The 13,344-nt window shown below is 58.5% G+C and carries 14 protein-coding genes; 6 read left to right on the forward strand and 8 right to left on the reverse strand.

The features are described from left to right. Positions 1 to 36: 36 nt before the first annotated feature. Positions 37 to 981, reverse strand: coding sequence for a LysR family transcriptional regulator (locus tag ACQZ5F_RS01945; RefSeq protein WP_046797987.1), 945 nt, complete (start codon positions 979 to 981; stop codon positions 37 to 39). A 90-nt stretch (positions 982 to 1,071) separates the two neighbouring features. Between ACQZ5F_RS01945 and ACQZ5F_RS01950 the strand changes: the two genes are divergently transcribed. Both ACQZ5F_RS01950 and ACQZ5F_RS01955 read left to right on the forward strand, forming a co-directional pair. Continuing rightward, positions 1,072 to 2,106 carry an NAD-dependent epimerase/dehydratase family protein gene (locus ACQZ5F_RS01950; protein ID WP_225339088.1) on the forward strand — a complete coding sequence of 345 codons (1,035 nt, stop codon included), beginning with the start codon at positions 1,072 to 1,074 and terminating at the stop codon, positions 2,104 to 2,106. Continuing rightward, the gene (locus ACQZ5F_RS01955) at positions 2,106 to 2,495 is read left to right on the forward strand and encodes a DUF6220 domain-containing protein (RefSeq protein ID WP_225339089.1); all 390 of its coding nucleotides are present in this window, start codon (positions 2,106 to 2,108) and stop codon (positions 2,493 to 2,495) included. The genes ACQZ5F_RS01950 and ACQZ5F_RS01955 overlap by 1 nt, the downstream gene beginning before the upstream one ends. A gap of 54 nt (positions 2,496 to 2,549) precedes the next feature. Here the strand turns inward: ACQZ5F_RS01955 and ACQZ5F_RS01960 are convergent, their stop codons facing one another. The 4 genes from ACQZ5F_RS01960 to trxB form a co-directional block, all read right to left on the reverse strand. After that, positions 2,550 to 3,662 carry an alkene reductase gene (locus ACQZ5F_RS01960; protein ID WP_046797990.1) on the reverse strand — a complete coding sequence of 371 codons (1,113 nt, stop codon included), beginning with the start codon at positions 3,660 to 3,662 and terminating at the stop codon, positions 2,550 to 2,552. A 127-nt stretch (positions 3,663 to 3,789) separates the two neighbouring features. After that, the gene (locus ACQZ5F_RS01965; RefSeq protein ID WP_046797991.1) at positions 3,790 to 4,080 is read right to left on the reverse strand and encodes an ArsR/SmtB family transcription factor; all 291 of its coding nucleotides are present in this window, start codon (positions 4,078 to 4,080) and stop codon (positions 3,790 to 3,792) included. Between the two features lie 601 nt (positions 4,081 to 4,681). Next, complete coding sequence (locus ACQZ5F_RS01970; protein ID WP_046798419.1) at positions 4,682 to 5,578, reverse strand: LysR family transcriptional regulator VtlR; 897 nt, start codon at positions 5,576 to 5,578, stop codon at positions 4,682 to 4,684. Between the two features lie 24 nt (positions 5,579 to 5,602). Beyond that, a complete protein-coding gene (gene trxB / locus ACQZ5F_RS01975) occupies positions 5,603 to 6,577 on the reverse strand; it encodes a thioredoxin-disulfide reductase (protein ID WP_052818057.1) in 975 nt (324 codons plus the stop codon). Positions 6,578 to 6,826: 249 nt separating this feature from the next. Between trxB and ACQZ5F_RS01980 the strand changes: the two genes are divergently transcribed. Next, the gene (locus ACQZ5F_RS01980) at positions 6,827 to 7,294 is read left to right on the forward strand and encodes an Lrp/AsnC family transcriptional regulator (RefSeq protein WP_175414496.1); all 468 of its coding nucleotides are present in this window, start codon (positions 6,827 to 6,829) and stop codon (positions 7,292 to 7,294) included. 31 nt (positions 7,295 to 7,325) lie between these two features. On the opposite strand, the gene ACQZ5F_RS01985 is transcribed toward ACQZ5F_RS01980, so the two are convergent. Together ACQZ5F_RS01985 and greA are read right to left on the reverse strand one after the other, a co-directional pair. Further along, positions 7,326 to 8,381 (reverse strand): glycosyltransferase family 4 protein, encoded by a 1,056-nt coding sequence (locus tag ACQZ5F_RS01985; protein ID WP_052818055.1) that lies wholly within the window; start codon positions 8,379 to 8,381, stop codon positions 7,326 to 7,328. An 87-nt stretch (positions 8,382 to 8,468) separates the two neighbouring features. Next, entirely contained in the window at positions 8,469 to 8,945 is a 477-nt protein-coding gene (gene greA / locus ACQZ5F_RS01990; RefSeq protein WP_026363859.1) for a transcription elongation factor GreA, read from the reverse strand. A 222-nt stretch (positions 8,946 to 9,167) separates the two neighbouring features. On the opposite strand from greA, the gene ACQZ5F_RS01995 reads away from it, so the two are divergent. The 3 genes from ACQZ5F_RS01995 (at position 9,168) to ACQZ5F_RS02005 (ending at position 13,138) form a co-directional block, all read left to right on the forward strand. Next, a complete protein-coding gene (locus ACQZ5F_RS01995) occupies positions 9,168 to 10,400 on the forward strand; it encodes a putative DNA modification/repair radical SAM protein (protein ID WP_046797995.1) in 1,233 nt (410 codons plus the stop codon). Beyond that, positions 10,400 to 11,851: a UdgX family uracil-DNA binding protein gene (locus ACQZ5F_RS02000; protein WP_225339090.1), complete on the forward strand. Its 1,452-nt coding sequence runs from the start codon at positions 10,400 to 10,402 to the stop codon at positions 11,849 to 11,851. The genes ACQZ5F_RS01995 and ACQZ5F_RS02000 overlap by 1 nt, the downstream gene beginning before the upstream one ends. 147 nt (positions 11,852 to 11,998) lie before the next feature. Next, the gene (locus ACQZ5F_RS02005) at positions 11,999 to 13,138 is read left to right on the forward strand and encodes a GGDEF domain-containing protein (RefSeq protein ID WP_052818052.1); all 1,140 of its coding nucleotides are present in this window, start codon (positions 11,999 to 12,001) and stop codon (positions 13,136 to 13,138) included. Here the strand turns inward: ACQZ5F_RS02005 and ACQZ5F_RS02010 are convergent. Further along, the gene (locus ACQZ5F_RS02010; RefSeq protein WP_046797998.1) at positions 13,135 to 13,323 is read right to left on the reverse strand and encodes a type II toxin-antitoxin system antitoxin; all 189 of its coding nucleotides are present in this window, start codon (positions 13,321 to 13,323) and stop codon (positions 13,135 to 13,137) included. The genes ACQZ5F_RS02005 and ACQZ5F_RS02010 overlap by 4 nt on opposite strands. Between the last annotated feature and the right edge of the window lie 21 nt (positions 13,324 to 13,344).

The following is a 13,344-nucleotide window of genomic DNA, read 5'->3' on the forward strand; positions in this document are numbered from 1 at the left end:
GACCGAGGTGTGCTCGGCCTCCGTTGCCGGTCAGCCTTAACGCCGTTGTGGTGGTGCGCCCGGGTCGGTCTCCTTGAGATGCGCCTTCAGGCCTTCGACGAGGGCGCTGAACATGGCACGACATCGTGGCGAGGTCTTCAGATTTTCATGCATCGCGACCCAGGTGTGCAGCGGGATGTCGATATCGGGAAGAACCTGCACCAGCCGCGGGTCCTTGCGCGCAAGGCCGATCTGACAGACGCCGATGCCCGCGCTGGCGCGGATCATGGCAAGCTGGGCGAGATTGCTGTCGGCGCGGATTTCGAAGCAGATGTCTTCAATGTCGGGTATTTCCGGATCAAGGGCACGCATCCGCTGAATGGCCGCCCTGATGAAAGGCGTCTTGCGGTCGAAACCGACCATCCGGTGCTCGTTTAATTCTTCCATGACCTTCGGAATGCCGGCTTTCGCCAGATAGTCGCGCGTCGCATGAAAGCCCAGACGGAAATTGCCGATGTAGCGCATGACGATCGCATCCTGCTGCGGTTCGGTCATGCGGATGGCGATATCGGCTTCGCGCCGCAAGAGGTCTTCCAGCGTATCCGATAGCGAAAGCTCGATCTCGAGCCGGGGGTGAATTTCCTGCATGGCTGCGACGATGGGCGGCAGCATTTCCACGCCGATGATGTCAGATGCGCTGATGCGCACCGTGCCTTCGATCTTGCCGACTTCGCCGGATGCCGCACGCATGAGCGCTGCCGCTGTCGCCGCGAGATTTTCCGCATAGGGCCGGAGCGCAAGGGCAGCTTCCGTTGGCATCAGCCCGTGCGGAGAGCGGATGAACAGCGGAAAGCCGACCGCCTCTTCCAGCGCGCCGATATGGCGCCCCGCAGTCGGTTGGGTGATGCCCAGTTCACGCGCGGCCGCAGACAGCGAGCCGTCACGCAGCACGCTGAGGAAGGTGCGGTAAAAATCCCAGCTGACATCCCGGCTCTTGACCATAAATTTTTGTATATCTGCTCCACTCATTTCGACAATTTCGTATATCGCGCAACGGAACGATACTCCAGCCCACAAGAAGGAGTGACGGCGATGATATATGAAAAACACGCAAATACAGCAGAGAATCAGCCTCTGGCGCTGATCGTCGGGGCGAATGGCGGTGTTGGCAGCCATGTGGCAAAGATGCTGTTGCAACGCGGCTGGCGGGTGAGGGCGCTGACGCGCCAGCAGGCACCATCCGGTGTGGTGGACGGTATGGAGTGCGTGACCGGCGACGCCATGAACCGGCAGGACGTGGTGGAGGCCGCGAAAGGGGCATCGCTCATCGTCCATGCGGTCAACCCTCCGGGATATCGCAACTGGGACAGGCAGGTGCTGCCGATGCTCGACAACAGCATCGCGGCGGCCGAGGCCTGTGGGGCGAGGATCGTCTTTCCCGGCAGTGTCTATAATTTTGGTCCGGATGCTTTTCCGCTTCTGACGGAAGACAGCCCGCAAAAGCCTTTCACCCGCAAGGGTGCGTTGCGGGTGGAGATGGAGCGGCGGCTGAAGATGGCGTCGATGCGCGGCGTGCCGGTGCTGATTGTCCGCGCCGGGGATTTTTTCGGTCCGGATGCGAAAAACAACTGGTTTTCACAGATGGTGGTGCGGCCGGGCAAGCCGGTGCGCAGCGTCCAGAACCCTGCGGCACCCTATGCCGGACATCAATGGGCCTATCTGCCTGACGTGGCGGAAACGATCGGCCGGTTGCTTGATCGCTCGGGCGAGCTTCCAGCTTTCGCCGTTTATCACATGGAAGGTTTCTGGGATTTCGATGGGTTACAACTGGTCGGGGCAATCGAGCGGGCTGCTGGTCATCCGGTCAAGATGCGTCGGCTTTTCTGGCCGGGCATAAAGCTGGCCGCACCCTTCGTTCCGCTGTTCCGTGAAGTGCTGGAAATGCAATATCTCTGGCAGATGCCGATCCGCATGAGCAACCGCAAGCTTGCGGATTTTCTTGGAGCGGAACCACGGACGCCGATTGATGCAGCCGTCTCGGCGACATTGGCGAGCCTCGGCTGTCTCGAACAGGTGCAGCAACCGGCGAGCCTCCATCATCCGGCTGATGCCGGGGGCAGGGTGTGATGGCCACGGCGGCAAATGGGATGTCAGCGCGGCGTCGCGTGTTCGCGGTTATTTCGGCAGGCGTGCCGGTGCTGATTTTAGCGCAGGTGCTCTTGGCGGGGTTGTCGATCTATTATGACGGATCGCTGATTTCGATGCATAAGGAGCTTGGCATGTTTATCGCCGTCCCCGTCGCGTCGCTGGTGGTCCTTGCGCTGCGTTACGATGATTTGCGGCCGAACCTCAATCGTGCGCTGGTTTTGCTTGCCCTCTATTGCCTGCAAGTGGCGCTGATGAGCATCGGCCGGGAAACGGGCAATGGCTTTCTGCAGGCGCTGCATGTGGCCAATGCCTTTGTCATGGGTGCGTTTTCCGATTTCGCCGCCCGGCAGGCGCGCATCGCATCCTGAAACGCCAAACGCCGCACTGCTGAGAAGCAGTGCGGCGTTTGGTTTTATCAATGATCAGCCGAGCGCCGGATAGTCGGTATAGCCTTCTGCGCCGCCACCATAGAAGGTTGGCTGGTTCGGCTCATTCAGCGGCGCATCGTTCTTGAAGCGGCGCACCAGGTCCGGATTGGCGATGAAGGCCTTGCCGAAGGCGACGGCATCGACCTTGCCGCTTTCCACGGCTTCGATGGCGCTTGCACGGTCGTAGCCATTATTGGCGATCCACAGGCCCTTGCCGCCGGCATTGCGATAGGCGCCCTTGAAGGCGGCGTAATCGAAGGGCTTGTCGCCCTGCTTGAAATCACGCGGGCCGCCGGTCGCACCCTCGACGACGTGGATGAAGGCGAGATTGCGCTTTCCGAGCTGTTCCGCCACGTAATTGTAAAGCGGCTGCGGATCGGCCTCGAAAATATCGTTGGCAGGCGTAACGGGGGAGAGACGGATGCCGGTGCGGCCCGCGCCGATTTCTTCCGTAACCGCATCCACCACTTCCAGAAGGAAGCGGGCGCGGTTTTCGATCGAGCCGCCATAGTCGTCGGTGCGCTGGTTGGTGCTGGATTTCAGGAACTGCTCGATCAGATAACCATTGGCGGCATGGATTTCGACACCATCGAAACCGGCTTCCAGCGCGGCACGGGCGCCGCTGCGGTAATCTTCAAGGATGAGGCCGATATCGTCGATGGTGAGCGCGCGCGGCTCGGAGGTCTCCGCAAAGGCGCCTGTGCCGTCATCATTGATGATATAGGTCTTCGATTTGGCAGGGATGGCGGAAGGAGCGACGGGCTGGCCGCCATGTGGCTGCAGCGACGTATGCGAAATGCGGCCCACATGCCAGATCTGCGCAACGATCTTGCCACCGGCCGAATGCACGCCGTCGGTGATCTTCTTCCAGCCTTCGACCGCTTCCTGCTTGTAGAGGCCCGGAACATCGGCATAGCCCTGTCCCTGCTGGGAAATCGGTGTGCCTTCGGTGACGATCAGCCCGGCTGTGGCGCGCTGCTCGTAATAGGTGGCGTTCAGATTGTTGGGAATTGCCCCCGGCGAACGGTTGCGGGTGAGGGGAGCCATGACGATACGATTGGCGAGTGCGATATCGCCGGCCTGTGCCGGTTCGAAAAGACTGGTCATGCGACTTCACTTTCTGGTCGGTTGGCGAAATTGCGCTTAGGGCGCGCTGTCTTTCGGTCTGGGTGCCGGAAGGAGAACCGCTTGCTGGTTTCCGGTCCGGCACCCCAGGGCTCAAAGCTTGGGAGGCTCAGAGATTCGCGTGCAGATAATTGCGGAACGCGTCGATGGTTTCCTCGTTGCGTTCGAAAAACACCCATTGCCCGACCTTCTTCGACCGGATCAGGCCGGCTGCCTGCAACACCGCTAGATGCGACGAGACGGTGGATTGTGACAGGCCGCTGATCTGAAACTGGTTGGCGCACACACCCATGCTGAGCGGATGATCCTGGCAGAAGTGATTTTCCGGGCACTTCAGCCATTCCAGAAATTTCAGCCTCGCAGGGTGGGAAAGGGCTTTGAGGACTTCCTCCGGGTTCATCGGTGTTTCTCTAATATCTGGCATGAGCGATGTTTATATCGATGATTTACGATATACAAATCACGTATCCGTGAGGGCCTGTGGGGTGACGGGAGCGCTTCCCAAAAAAGAAGGCCGCTGGATGTCTCCGCGGCCTGATAAGTTTGAAGGTTAAAACCTCCAGAGGGGAACAGCTGTCGCGTGCCTTATGGGAGCGTGACAGCCAACTAAAATATGGGAGCGCTAATAATGCAAAACAAGGTTGCATCATGCGATATTTCGCCAAATTGGGGAAAATTCTTGCGGGTAAAAAAAGAGGGCCGCCGGATAGATCCAGGGCCCTTTAAGTGTGAAGGTCAAAAACCTCCAGAGGGGAACAGCTGATGCGGTGGAACTGGGAGGAAAAGCCACCGTGTGCATCAGCTGAGAGCGATATGGTGCTTTTTTGTGCACGAAACAACTCTTTTTTGTGCAGGTCAGGCATGCGCGCGATGCAGGCCTCGATATTTCCGGTATATTTTATGTGCAATGCTGGTGAGGGCCGCCCATCGGCAGCCCTCACATTCACAATTTTAAGTATTTGAATTTAAACGGATATCTTGGGTTTCCGACTATTTTAACGTCAGAAGTTCCAGTTCCGCGCCTTGGCGACGATGAAATCTCGGAAAGCTTTCAGCTTTGCAGCGTTTTTCATTTCATCGGGATAGCAGAAGTAGGTATCGAATGACGGAATATCCGCAGCCAGCGACAGTTGGATGAGACCGGGATCGCGGCCGACGATGTAGTCGGGCAGACAGGCAATGCCTATTCCCAGCAGGCAGGCACGTTTGATCGAGGTCTGACTGTTGATCTGCAGATGCGGGATGCGCGTATTATCCGAAGACCGTCCGGCATTCTCCAGCCAGTTGACGTCCAGAAGGTAGTTGGGCGCCGGTTCACCGAAGGAGATGATGCGGTGATTGTCCAAATCCTCGATCGACTGCGGTTCGCCGTGGCGATTGATGTAGGACGGCGCGGCATAGACATGCATGTGCACCGTAAACAGCTTGCGCTGAATAAGGTCCGATTGCTGCGGCTGGCGCAGGCGGATGGCGCAATCGGCGTGGCGCATGTTCACGTCCAGCTCCTCGTTGTCGAGGATGAGCTGGATCGACATTTCCGGATAGAGTTGCAGGAATTCCTGCACCTTGTCCGTCAGCCAGCCCTGGCCGAGACCAACCGTCGTCGTCACGCGCAACTTGCCGCTTGGCTTCTCCGTCGTTTCGGTCAGTTGCATCTTGACGGTTTCGAGCTTCAGCAGCACGTCATGGGCGGTGCGATACAGCAGCTCGCCCTGTTCGGTGAGGATCAGGCCGCGAGCGTGACGATGGAACAGCTTGACGCCGACATCCTGCTCCAGTGCGCTGACCTGACGGCTGATGGCCGACTGGGACAAATGCAGCTTGTCGGCAGCATGGGTGAAAGACCCTGCTTCGGCTGCGGCATGAAAAATGCGCAGTTTATCCCAGTCCAATGGCATTGCCATGCCTATCCTGCCTTTCGGTTATTCCGCTGCAACCGCAAGCGGTTGTTGCGCCGTGAGATAGCGTTCTGCTTCGAGGGCGGCCATGCAGCCCATGCCGGCGGCGGTGATCGCCTGGCGGTAAATGTCGTCGGTGACGTCACCGGCCGCGAAGATACCTTCAACGTCGGTTGCCGTAGAATCGGGAGCGGTCCACATGTAGCCGTTGTCTTTCAGCTTCACCTTGCCCTTGAACAGTTCAACCGCAGGCGCATGGCCGATGGCGACGAAGACACCATCGATGGGCGTGTCGCTGATGACGCCGGTTTTGGTGTCACGCAGACGCACACCCGAGACGGAGGGTGGCATGGGTGGCTTGGCCGGAGCGCCGGTGATTTCGGCAATTTCCGTGTTCCACAGGATCTTGACGTTTTCCTTGGCGAACAGCCGTTCCTGCAGGATCTTTTCCGAACGGAAGCTGTCGCGGCGATGCACGACGGTGACCGATTTGGCGATATGGGCGAGATAGAGCGCTTCTTCCACGGCGGAATTGCCGCCGCCGACCACGATCACATCCTTGTTGCGATAGAAGAAACCGTCGCAGGTGGCGCAGGCGGAAACACCGAAGCCCTGAAAATGCTGCTCGCTCTCGATGCCGAGCCATTTGGCCTTGGCGCCGGTGGCGATGATCAGGGTATCGGCGGTCCAGACCTGACCGGAATCGGTCTTGACCACAAATGGCCGGGTCGTGGTATCAACTTCGGTGACGAGGTCGCTGACGATTTCCGCACCCACATGGGTTGCCTGTTTCAGCATCTGGTCCATCAGCCATGGGCCCTGGATCGGATCGGCAAAGCCCGGATAGTTCTCCACATCGGTGGTGATCATCAATTGCCCGCCCTGTTCCATGCCGGCAATCAGCACAGGTTTCAGCATTGCGCGGGCCGCGTAGATCGCCGCGGTATAGCCGGCGGGACCGGAGCCGATGATCAATACCTTCGTGTGGCGGGCAGACATGGGAACATTCCTTCTCAATAGCAGGGTCTTCGCTCAAGGCCTTCCAGCCGCAGGACGGCGGACGGGCCGCAACCCCTTCGTTGGCAGGTATTTAAGGTTGTCTAGTGTCTTTATTCAAGGGCAGCCTTGCGTTACCAACAAGGCAGTTGTGGATGCACGCGCAATTTTGTGACCGGCCGGCGGCATATTGTTGCGAATCCCGTGCCGAATAGTACAAGGAACTTCTACGGCTTAACGAGGAACTTCTCCGTGACCAGCGTCGAACTCGATGCCATCGATCTGAAAATCCTGCGCGAATTGCAGCGCGACGGGCGCATGACCAATGTGGAACTGGCCGAAAGGGTCGGTATTTCGGCACCGCCATGCCTCCGGCGCGTCCGCAAGCTTGAGGAAGCTGATGTGATCGAGGGTTATCACGCCATGTTGAACGCGCCGAAGCTCGGTTTCGATCTCGTTGCCTTCTGCATGGTCGGCCTCAAGCGGCAGTCGGACAGCAACCTGAAGGCCTTCGCGGCGGCGACGGGCGGATGGTCGCTGGTGCGGCAGGCATGGATGGTGTCAGGCGAAAGCGATTTCCTGCTGCATTGCGTCGCCAGAAACCTCACCGAGTTTCAGGATTTCGTCATCGAGGTTCTGACGGCGGACGAAAATGTCGATACGGTGCGCACCATGCTCACCATCCGCCAGGTCAAGCGCGTCGGTCTCGTGGAAATCTGAACGGCGGGCTTTGCAGCTGCTTTGCCGAGCGTTATCCGCGCCGTAGCGCGTCATAAACCGCACCGAGACTTGTCGCCTCTTTTTCCAGCGGGAATGTGGTGCGCACATGCGCAAGCCCGGCGAGCGCATGGCTCTTGGCCAGAGCAGGGTCCGCAAGATAGGGCTTTATCGCATCCCTGAGCGATGCATAGTCCCCGGCCTCGACGACCATGCCGGTCTCGCCCTTGACGGTCATTTCTTCATAGGCGCCGGCATTGCTGGTAACGACCGCCGTCTGCGAGGCCATGGCCTCCAGTGGCGTCAAGCCGAAACCCTCATTGCGTGACGGCGCGACATAGAGCGTCAGTCGCCGATACCAGGGCTTGATGTCATCGACTTCGCCCTGAAACACGATGCGGTCGGAAAGGCCGGCTGTGGCAACATCGGCTTTCAGCGTATCGCCAAAGGCCTTGTGTTCCGCCGTCACGCGGCCGGAAACCACGGCTGTCCATTCCGGATAGTGTGGCAGAAGCTCGATCATGGCGCGCACGAAGAGGTCGGTGCCCTTCTGGTGGCGCACCCGCCCGAAACAGCCGATCAGATATTGCCCCGGCAGGCCGGTTGACGCGATGGTATCCTCGGCGCCCGTCGCCGGGTGAAACAGCTCGGTATCGACGCCGTGCATGACGACCCTGTGGGGAACTTCCAGAAACGCGCCGGAACGGCCGTTTGTCGCAACGACCGCATCCATCTTCGAAATCAGAAAGCGGGTATAGGCGGAATGCCGCCTCTGTGCGGCCGAGGTGAAGAGCAGCTTTACCTTCATGCGCAGTACATCACGCATGAAAATGCCCGGCAGCATTTCAAGATTGCGGCGGGCGTGCCAGATGCGGGGGGCGCCGAATGGCCCGTTTTGCCAGAGACGCCACAGATCGCGGAAGCGCACATGCGGCAGATGTGGTGGCAGGCCGGGGCCGATGACGGCCACTTTCTGTCCCAGCCGGTTCTGCACCGGAATGAGCTGAACGATGGTGGAGGTGACGCCGGAGAGCCTGCGCTTGAAGTTCGGCGCAAGCACCTGCACATCTTTCAGACTGACGTGGGACAAGATGGGCTTCCGTCTCTGCGGCTGGTTTGGCGGTTTGATACGTCAGAAAGCAATGCGCCCGCGAGGGGCGCATTGCGGTGAGGCTCATCAGCCCCACTGTACCGCGAGGATTTCGTAACCCTTGGCGCCGCCCGGGGCGTTGACTTCGATGCTGTCGCCAACTTCCTTGCCGATCAAGGCACGGGCGATGGGCGAAGAGATGGAAATGCGGCCTGCCTTCACATCGGCTTCCTGGTCGCCGACGATCTGGTAGGTCTTTTCCTCGTCGCTGTCCTCATCGACCAGCTTGACGGTGGCGCCGAACTTGATCTTGGAACCGGACATCTTGGAAAGGTCGATGACCTCCGCGCGCGCGGTCAGGTCTTCCAGTTCGGTGATGCGGCCTTCATTATGGCTCTGGGCTTCCTTGGCAGCGTGGTATTCGGCATTTTCCGAAAGGTCGCCATGGGCGCGCGCTTCCGCAATTGCCTCGATGATACGGGGACGTTCCTCCTGCTGGCGAAAGCGCAGCTCCTCCTGCAGCTTGACGAATCCACCCTGAGTCATCGGCACTTTTTCTACCATTTTTTTATCCTTCGCAGTCCTGTCGCTTTTACTTGCAGACACAAAAAGAAACAGGTTCCGGAGAGGAACTCCGGAACCATGCCAAAATCATAACTAAGCCGACTATATCAGAAGACGACAGCGAAATGCCAGCAAATTTGAGGCGGTCAATTTTATACGTCCATTCATGGAGTTAAGCGGCATGATTGACATTTTTCAATAGAACATATAGTGAACATAATTATGAAGAAGTCAATCAGGCAACGTCTGGCCATTCTCTCCGATGCGGCGAAATATGACGCATCCTGCGCCTCCAGCGGCACGACGAAACGCAGCTCCGCTGCGTCTGGCGGGCTGGGTTCAACGGAGGGGTCGGGTATCTGCCATGCTTATGCGCCGGACGGGCGCTGCATTTCGCTCCTGAAAATCCTGCTCACCAATTTTTGCATCTATGACTGCGCCTATTGCATCAACCGCTCCTCCAGCAATGTGGAGCGCGCGCGGTTTACTGCCGAAGAGGTGGTGTGGCTGACGCTGGAGTTCTATCGACGCAACTATATTGAGGGGCTCTTTCTGTCTTCCGGCATTATCCGCTCCTCGGATCATACGATGGAGGAGATGGTGCGCGTGGCGCGGGAGCTGCGCGTTACCCATGGATTTCGTGGTTATATCCATTTGAAATCGATCCCTGAAGCATCGCCGAAGCTCATAGAGGAGGCGGGGCTTTATGCGGACCGCCTGTCGATCAATATCGAGTTGCCGACCGATAGCGGTATTGGTCGTTTCGCGCCGGAAAAGCAGCCCGCCAATATTCGCCGCTCCATGGCCGATATCCGCCTGAAGATCGAGGAGGCGGGCGAGCCGACGGCGCGGACGCGTCGGACCAAGCGCTTCGCGCCCGCCGGACAGAGCACACAGATGATCGTGGGTGCTGACGGTGCCGATGACAGCACCATCCTCTCCACCAGCGCCAGGCTCTATGGCAGTTATGGTCTGCGGCGCGTCTATTATTCGGCCTTCAGCCCCATTCCGGATTCTTCGAAAAACCTGCCGCTGATCAAGCCGCCTTTGATGCGTGAGCACAGGCTTTATCAGGCCGACTGGCTTTATCGGTTTTACGGTTTTGACATCGGCGAGATAACCGCGATTGGTGGCGATGGCATGCTGGATCTCGATATCGATCCGAAGCTGGCATGGGCGCTCAAAAATCGCGACCGTTTTCCGGTGGATGTGAATGTCGCGGATCGGGAAATGCTGCTGCGAGTGCCGGGTTTCGGCACCAAGACGGTCGCTTCCATTCTCTCGTCGCGACGGTTTCGGCGGGTACGGCTGGAGGATATTGCCCGCTTTGGGGTGTCCCTGAAAAAAGTGAAGGCCTTTATCGTTGCGGACGGCTGGACGCCGGGCAAACTGACTGAACGGCCGGATCTGCGGGCAATGTTTGCGCCGCAGCCCGAACAATTGTCGCTGTTGTGATGTACGGCCCGGTTCTGGAAGGGCGGGGCGATCTCGGCGAGTGGCGTGACGCGGCTCGGATGGCGCTCGCCGCCAATATACCACCGGAAGCGATTGACTGGCGGCTGTGGGATGACGAAGCGGGGCTGCTGGATTTTGCCGGTGAGCCGTTGCCGACACCCAGGGTCGGGGAAGCACAGGTTTCCGTTCCGTCCGCCTTCGTGGCGCTGGCGCAGGCGGTGATCTGTCACAGCGATAAGGGCCGTTTTGCGTTACTATACCGGCTGTTATGGCGGCTTAGGCAGGATCGCGCCCTGCTGCAGTTCAAGTCCGATCCGGATGTTTCACAAGCGCGACTGCTCGAAAAATCCGTCCGCCGTGACTGTCACAAGATGACGGCCTTCGTTCGTTTCAAGGAGTTACCATTACCGCAGGGGCAGGGTGGGCGACGGCGCTTCGTCGCCTGGTTTGAGCCGGATCATTTCATTGTCGAGCGCGAGGCGCCGTTTTTCCAGCGGCGGTTCACTGACATGGACTGGCTGATCGCGACGCCGAAAGGGTCTGCGCGATGGGATGGAAGCGTGTTGCAGACGTCGCGAGAGGCCGCCGCTCAACCCGACCTGAAAGATGAAACGGACGATCTCTGGCGGACCTATTATGCCAATATTTTCAATCCGGCCCGCTTGAAGATCAAGGCGATGACGGCGGAGATGCCAAAAAAATACTGGAAGAACCTGCCGGAAGCGGATCTCATTCCCGGCCTCATTCTGGGCGCGGAGGCGCGGGTGCTCGATATGGCGGCCAAGGCGGCAAGCCAGCCGCAGCCGTTTCACCACCGCCTGCAGGCTGTTGCCGCCGCGGCGCGGAAGGAGGCCCCGCAGGAACTGGAAGATTCGCTTGGGTCCCTGAGGCGGCAGGCAGGCCAATGCACCCGATGTCCGCTGCATTGCAAGGCGACACAAACTGTTTTTGGCGAGGGGCCGGAAAATGCGGATGTCATGATCGTCGGCGAACAGCCGGGCGATCACGAAGATCTTGCCGGAAAACCTTTCCTCGGTCCTGCTGGTCAGCTGTTTGATCGAACGCTGGGCGAGATTGGCGTGGACCGCAGGCGGCTTTACGTCACCAATGCCGTCAAGCATTTCAAATATGAAACACGCGGCAAGCGGCGTATTCACCAGCGGCCGGATGCGGGTGAGGTTCAGCAATGCCGCTGGTGGCTGAACCAGGAAATTGCACTGGTGCAGCCGAAGCTCATCGTCGCCATGGGCGCTACGGCGCTTTATGCCCTGACCGGTGGCAAGGAGAAAGTCACCGAAGTTAGGAGCGGCCCTCTTCCCATGCAGGAAGGGCGGACGCTTTTTGTCACGGTGCATCCATCCTATCTGCTGCGTCTGCCGGATGCGCGGGCGAGAGAGGCGGAAACTCTGCTCTTCAAAAAGGACATGGAGTTTCTAAGATTATTCGAATAAATTGTTTTATTGATCTATTTATATATAAAAATGTATTTTAGTTTTTATGAATATAACTTACGTTTTTTGATTCGGTATTTTTATTAAAATTTTATACTTATCGATGATAATTGAATCGGTCTTATTTATTTATTGCGTGGACATATTATGTTGGGTGAACTCGACCTCACGACAGTCATATTGATGCAGAAGTGCTCTTATATTGTAGGATTGTTGAGTTTCATCTATCTAAAGTTGTCGAATCGTGGATTGCGTGGCCCGGTTGCTCTTGCTGCCGGCTTTGCAGCCATGACAATTGGTTCCACACTCGCCGGTTACGGCGAATGGGGGATAATGTCACCGGCTTTATGGCGGCTCGGCAGTGTCGTTTTCGGCATTGTCGGTTATGCGCTGATCTGGCTCGGTCTGAAAGTTCTGAGCGACGGACGCCCTGTGGGCCGCCGGACGGTGGTCGCCCTCTGTCTTGTCGCGCTGCTGGCGATTGTCGTCGCGCTGCAAGTGGCTGAAAACAATGCGTATCGCGCGGCTTTGTTCAATGGCTGCGCGGCTCTCGCCTATCTTGCGGGCGCGGTTGGGCTTTTCGCAAGGTGGCGCAAGGAGCGGCTTCTCTCCCGTCTGGCGCTTGGCGCAATCGCCGGGATTTCCGGTCTGATTTCGCTCTCCGTGGTGAAGAGCATATTTTTCCCGGACTATGCCACCATCAATCTGGTCAATGCGTTTTTCTTCATCATCATGTTGAATTTCGCCATCGCGCTGTTCGTGATGATGCTGGTGGCCGAGCGGTCCGAACGGAAATTGCTGGTTCTTGCCAATACCGACCCGCTGACCGGCGTCAAGAACCGCCGGTTCTTTTTCCAGGCGATGCCTGCGGCGCCCGATCCTGCCGATGCGGCCATGCTGCTGGATATCGATCACTTCAAATCGATCAACGACCGTTTTGGCCATGCCGTCGGTGACAGCGTCCTTCAGGAAGTGGCAAAACGCATCGGCGGCAGCATACGCGGCGGCGATGTATTGGCGCGGTACGGTGGCGAGGAATTCATCATCTTCCTGCCGGGTGCGGGTGGTCAGAAAGCCTCTGTTATCGGTGAGCGTATCCGCAATGCAGTTGCGGTCAATGACGTTGATTGCGGTGGGTTGCGCGTTGGTGTCACGATCAGCATCGGCGTTGCGACCGCCGGCGAGATGCGCTGCGACCTGCAGACGCTGGCGGAAATGGCGGATCGCGCCCTTTACCGGGCCAAGAGCGAAGGGCGTAACTGTGTGCGCGAGGCGCTGGCGGCCTAGCCCTGCGGCTCGCTCACTTCATCCGCCGCGGCGCGATGGTGCAGGGCTTCCTTGAGCAAGATCTCGATCTGGGCATTGATGCTGCGCAATTCGCCGCTGGCCGTGTTCCTGATCACGTTCAATATTGCGGGTTCGATCCGCAGCGGAAAAGCCACCCGTTCCGGTCCCGGCGGACGTCCTGCCATAGCTTTAACCCCGCAAGGTTG

The organism is Agrobacterium sp. 22-210-1, from assembly GCF_053522525.1.

What these genes read in the sequence shown, in the direction of transcription:
- ACQZ5F_RS01945 (WP_046797987.1), bottom strand. Translation starts at nt 981, where the DNA reads ATGGTCAAGAGCCGGGATGTCAGCTGGGATTTTTACCGCACCTTCCTC.
- ACQZ5F_RS01950 (WP_225339088.1), top strand. Translation starts at nt 1,072, where the DNA reads ATGATATATGAAAAACACGCAAATACAGCAGAGAATCAGCCTCTGGCG.
- ACQZ5F_RS01955 (WP_225339089.1), top strand. Translation starts at nt 2,106, where the DNA reads ATGGCCACGGCGGCAAATGGGATGTCAGCGCGGCGTCGCGTGTTCGCG.
- ACQZ5F_RS01960 (WP_046797990.1), bottom strand. Translation starts at nt 3,662, where the DNA reads ATGACCAGTCTTTTCGAACCGGCACAGGCCGGCGATATCGCACTCGCC.
- ACQZ5F_RS01965 (WP_046797991.1), bottom strand. Translation starts at nt 4,080, where the DNA reads ATGAACCCGGAGGAAGTCCTCAAAGCCCTTTCCCACCCTGCGAGGCTG.
- ACQZ5F_RS01970 (WP_046798419.1), bottom strand. Translation starts at nt 5,578, where the DNA reads ATGCCATTGGACTGGGATAAACTGCGCATTTTTCATGCCGCAGCCGAA.
- trxB (WP_052818057.1), bottom strand. Translation starts at nt 6,577, where the DNA reads ATGTCTGCCCGCCACACGAAGGTATTGATCATCGGCTCCGGTCCCGCC.
- greA (WP_026363859.1), bottom strand. Translation starts at nt 8,945, where the DNA reads ATGGTAGAAAAAGTGCCGATGACTCAGGGTGGATTCGTCAAGCTGCAG.
- ACQZ5F_RS01995 (WP_046797995.1), top strand. Translation starts at nt 9,168, where the DNA reads ATGAAGAAGTCAATCAGGCAACGTCTGGCCATTCTCTCCGATGCGGCG.
- ACQZ5F_RS02000 (WP_225339090.1), top strand. Translation starts at nt 10,400, where the DNA reads ATGTACGGCCCGGTTCTGGAAGGGCGGGGCGATCTCGGCGAGTGGCGT.
- ACQZ5F_RS02005 (WP_052818052.1), top strand. Translation starts at nt 11,999, where the DNA reads ATGTTGGGTGAACTCGACCTCACGACAGTCATATTGATGCAGAAGTGC.
- ACQZ5F_RS02010 (WP_046797998.1), bottom strand. Translation starts at nt 13,323, where the DNA reads ATGGCAGGACGTCCGCCGGGACCGGAACGGGTGGCTTTTCCGCTGCGG.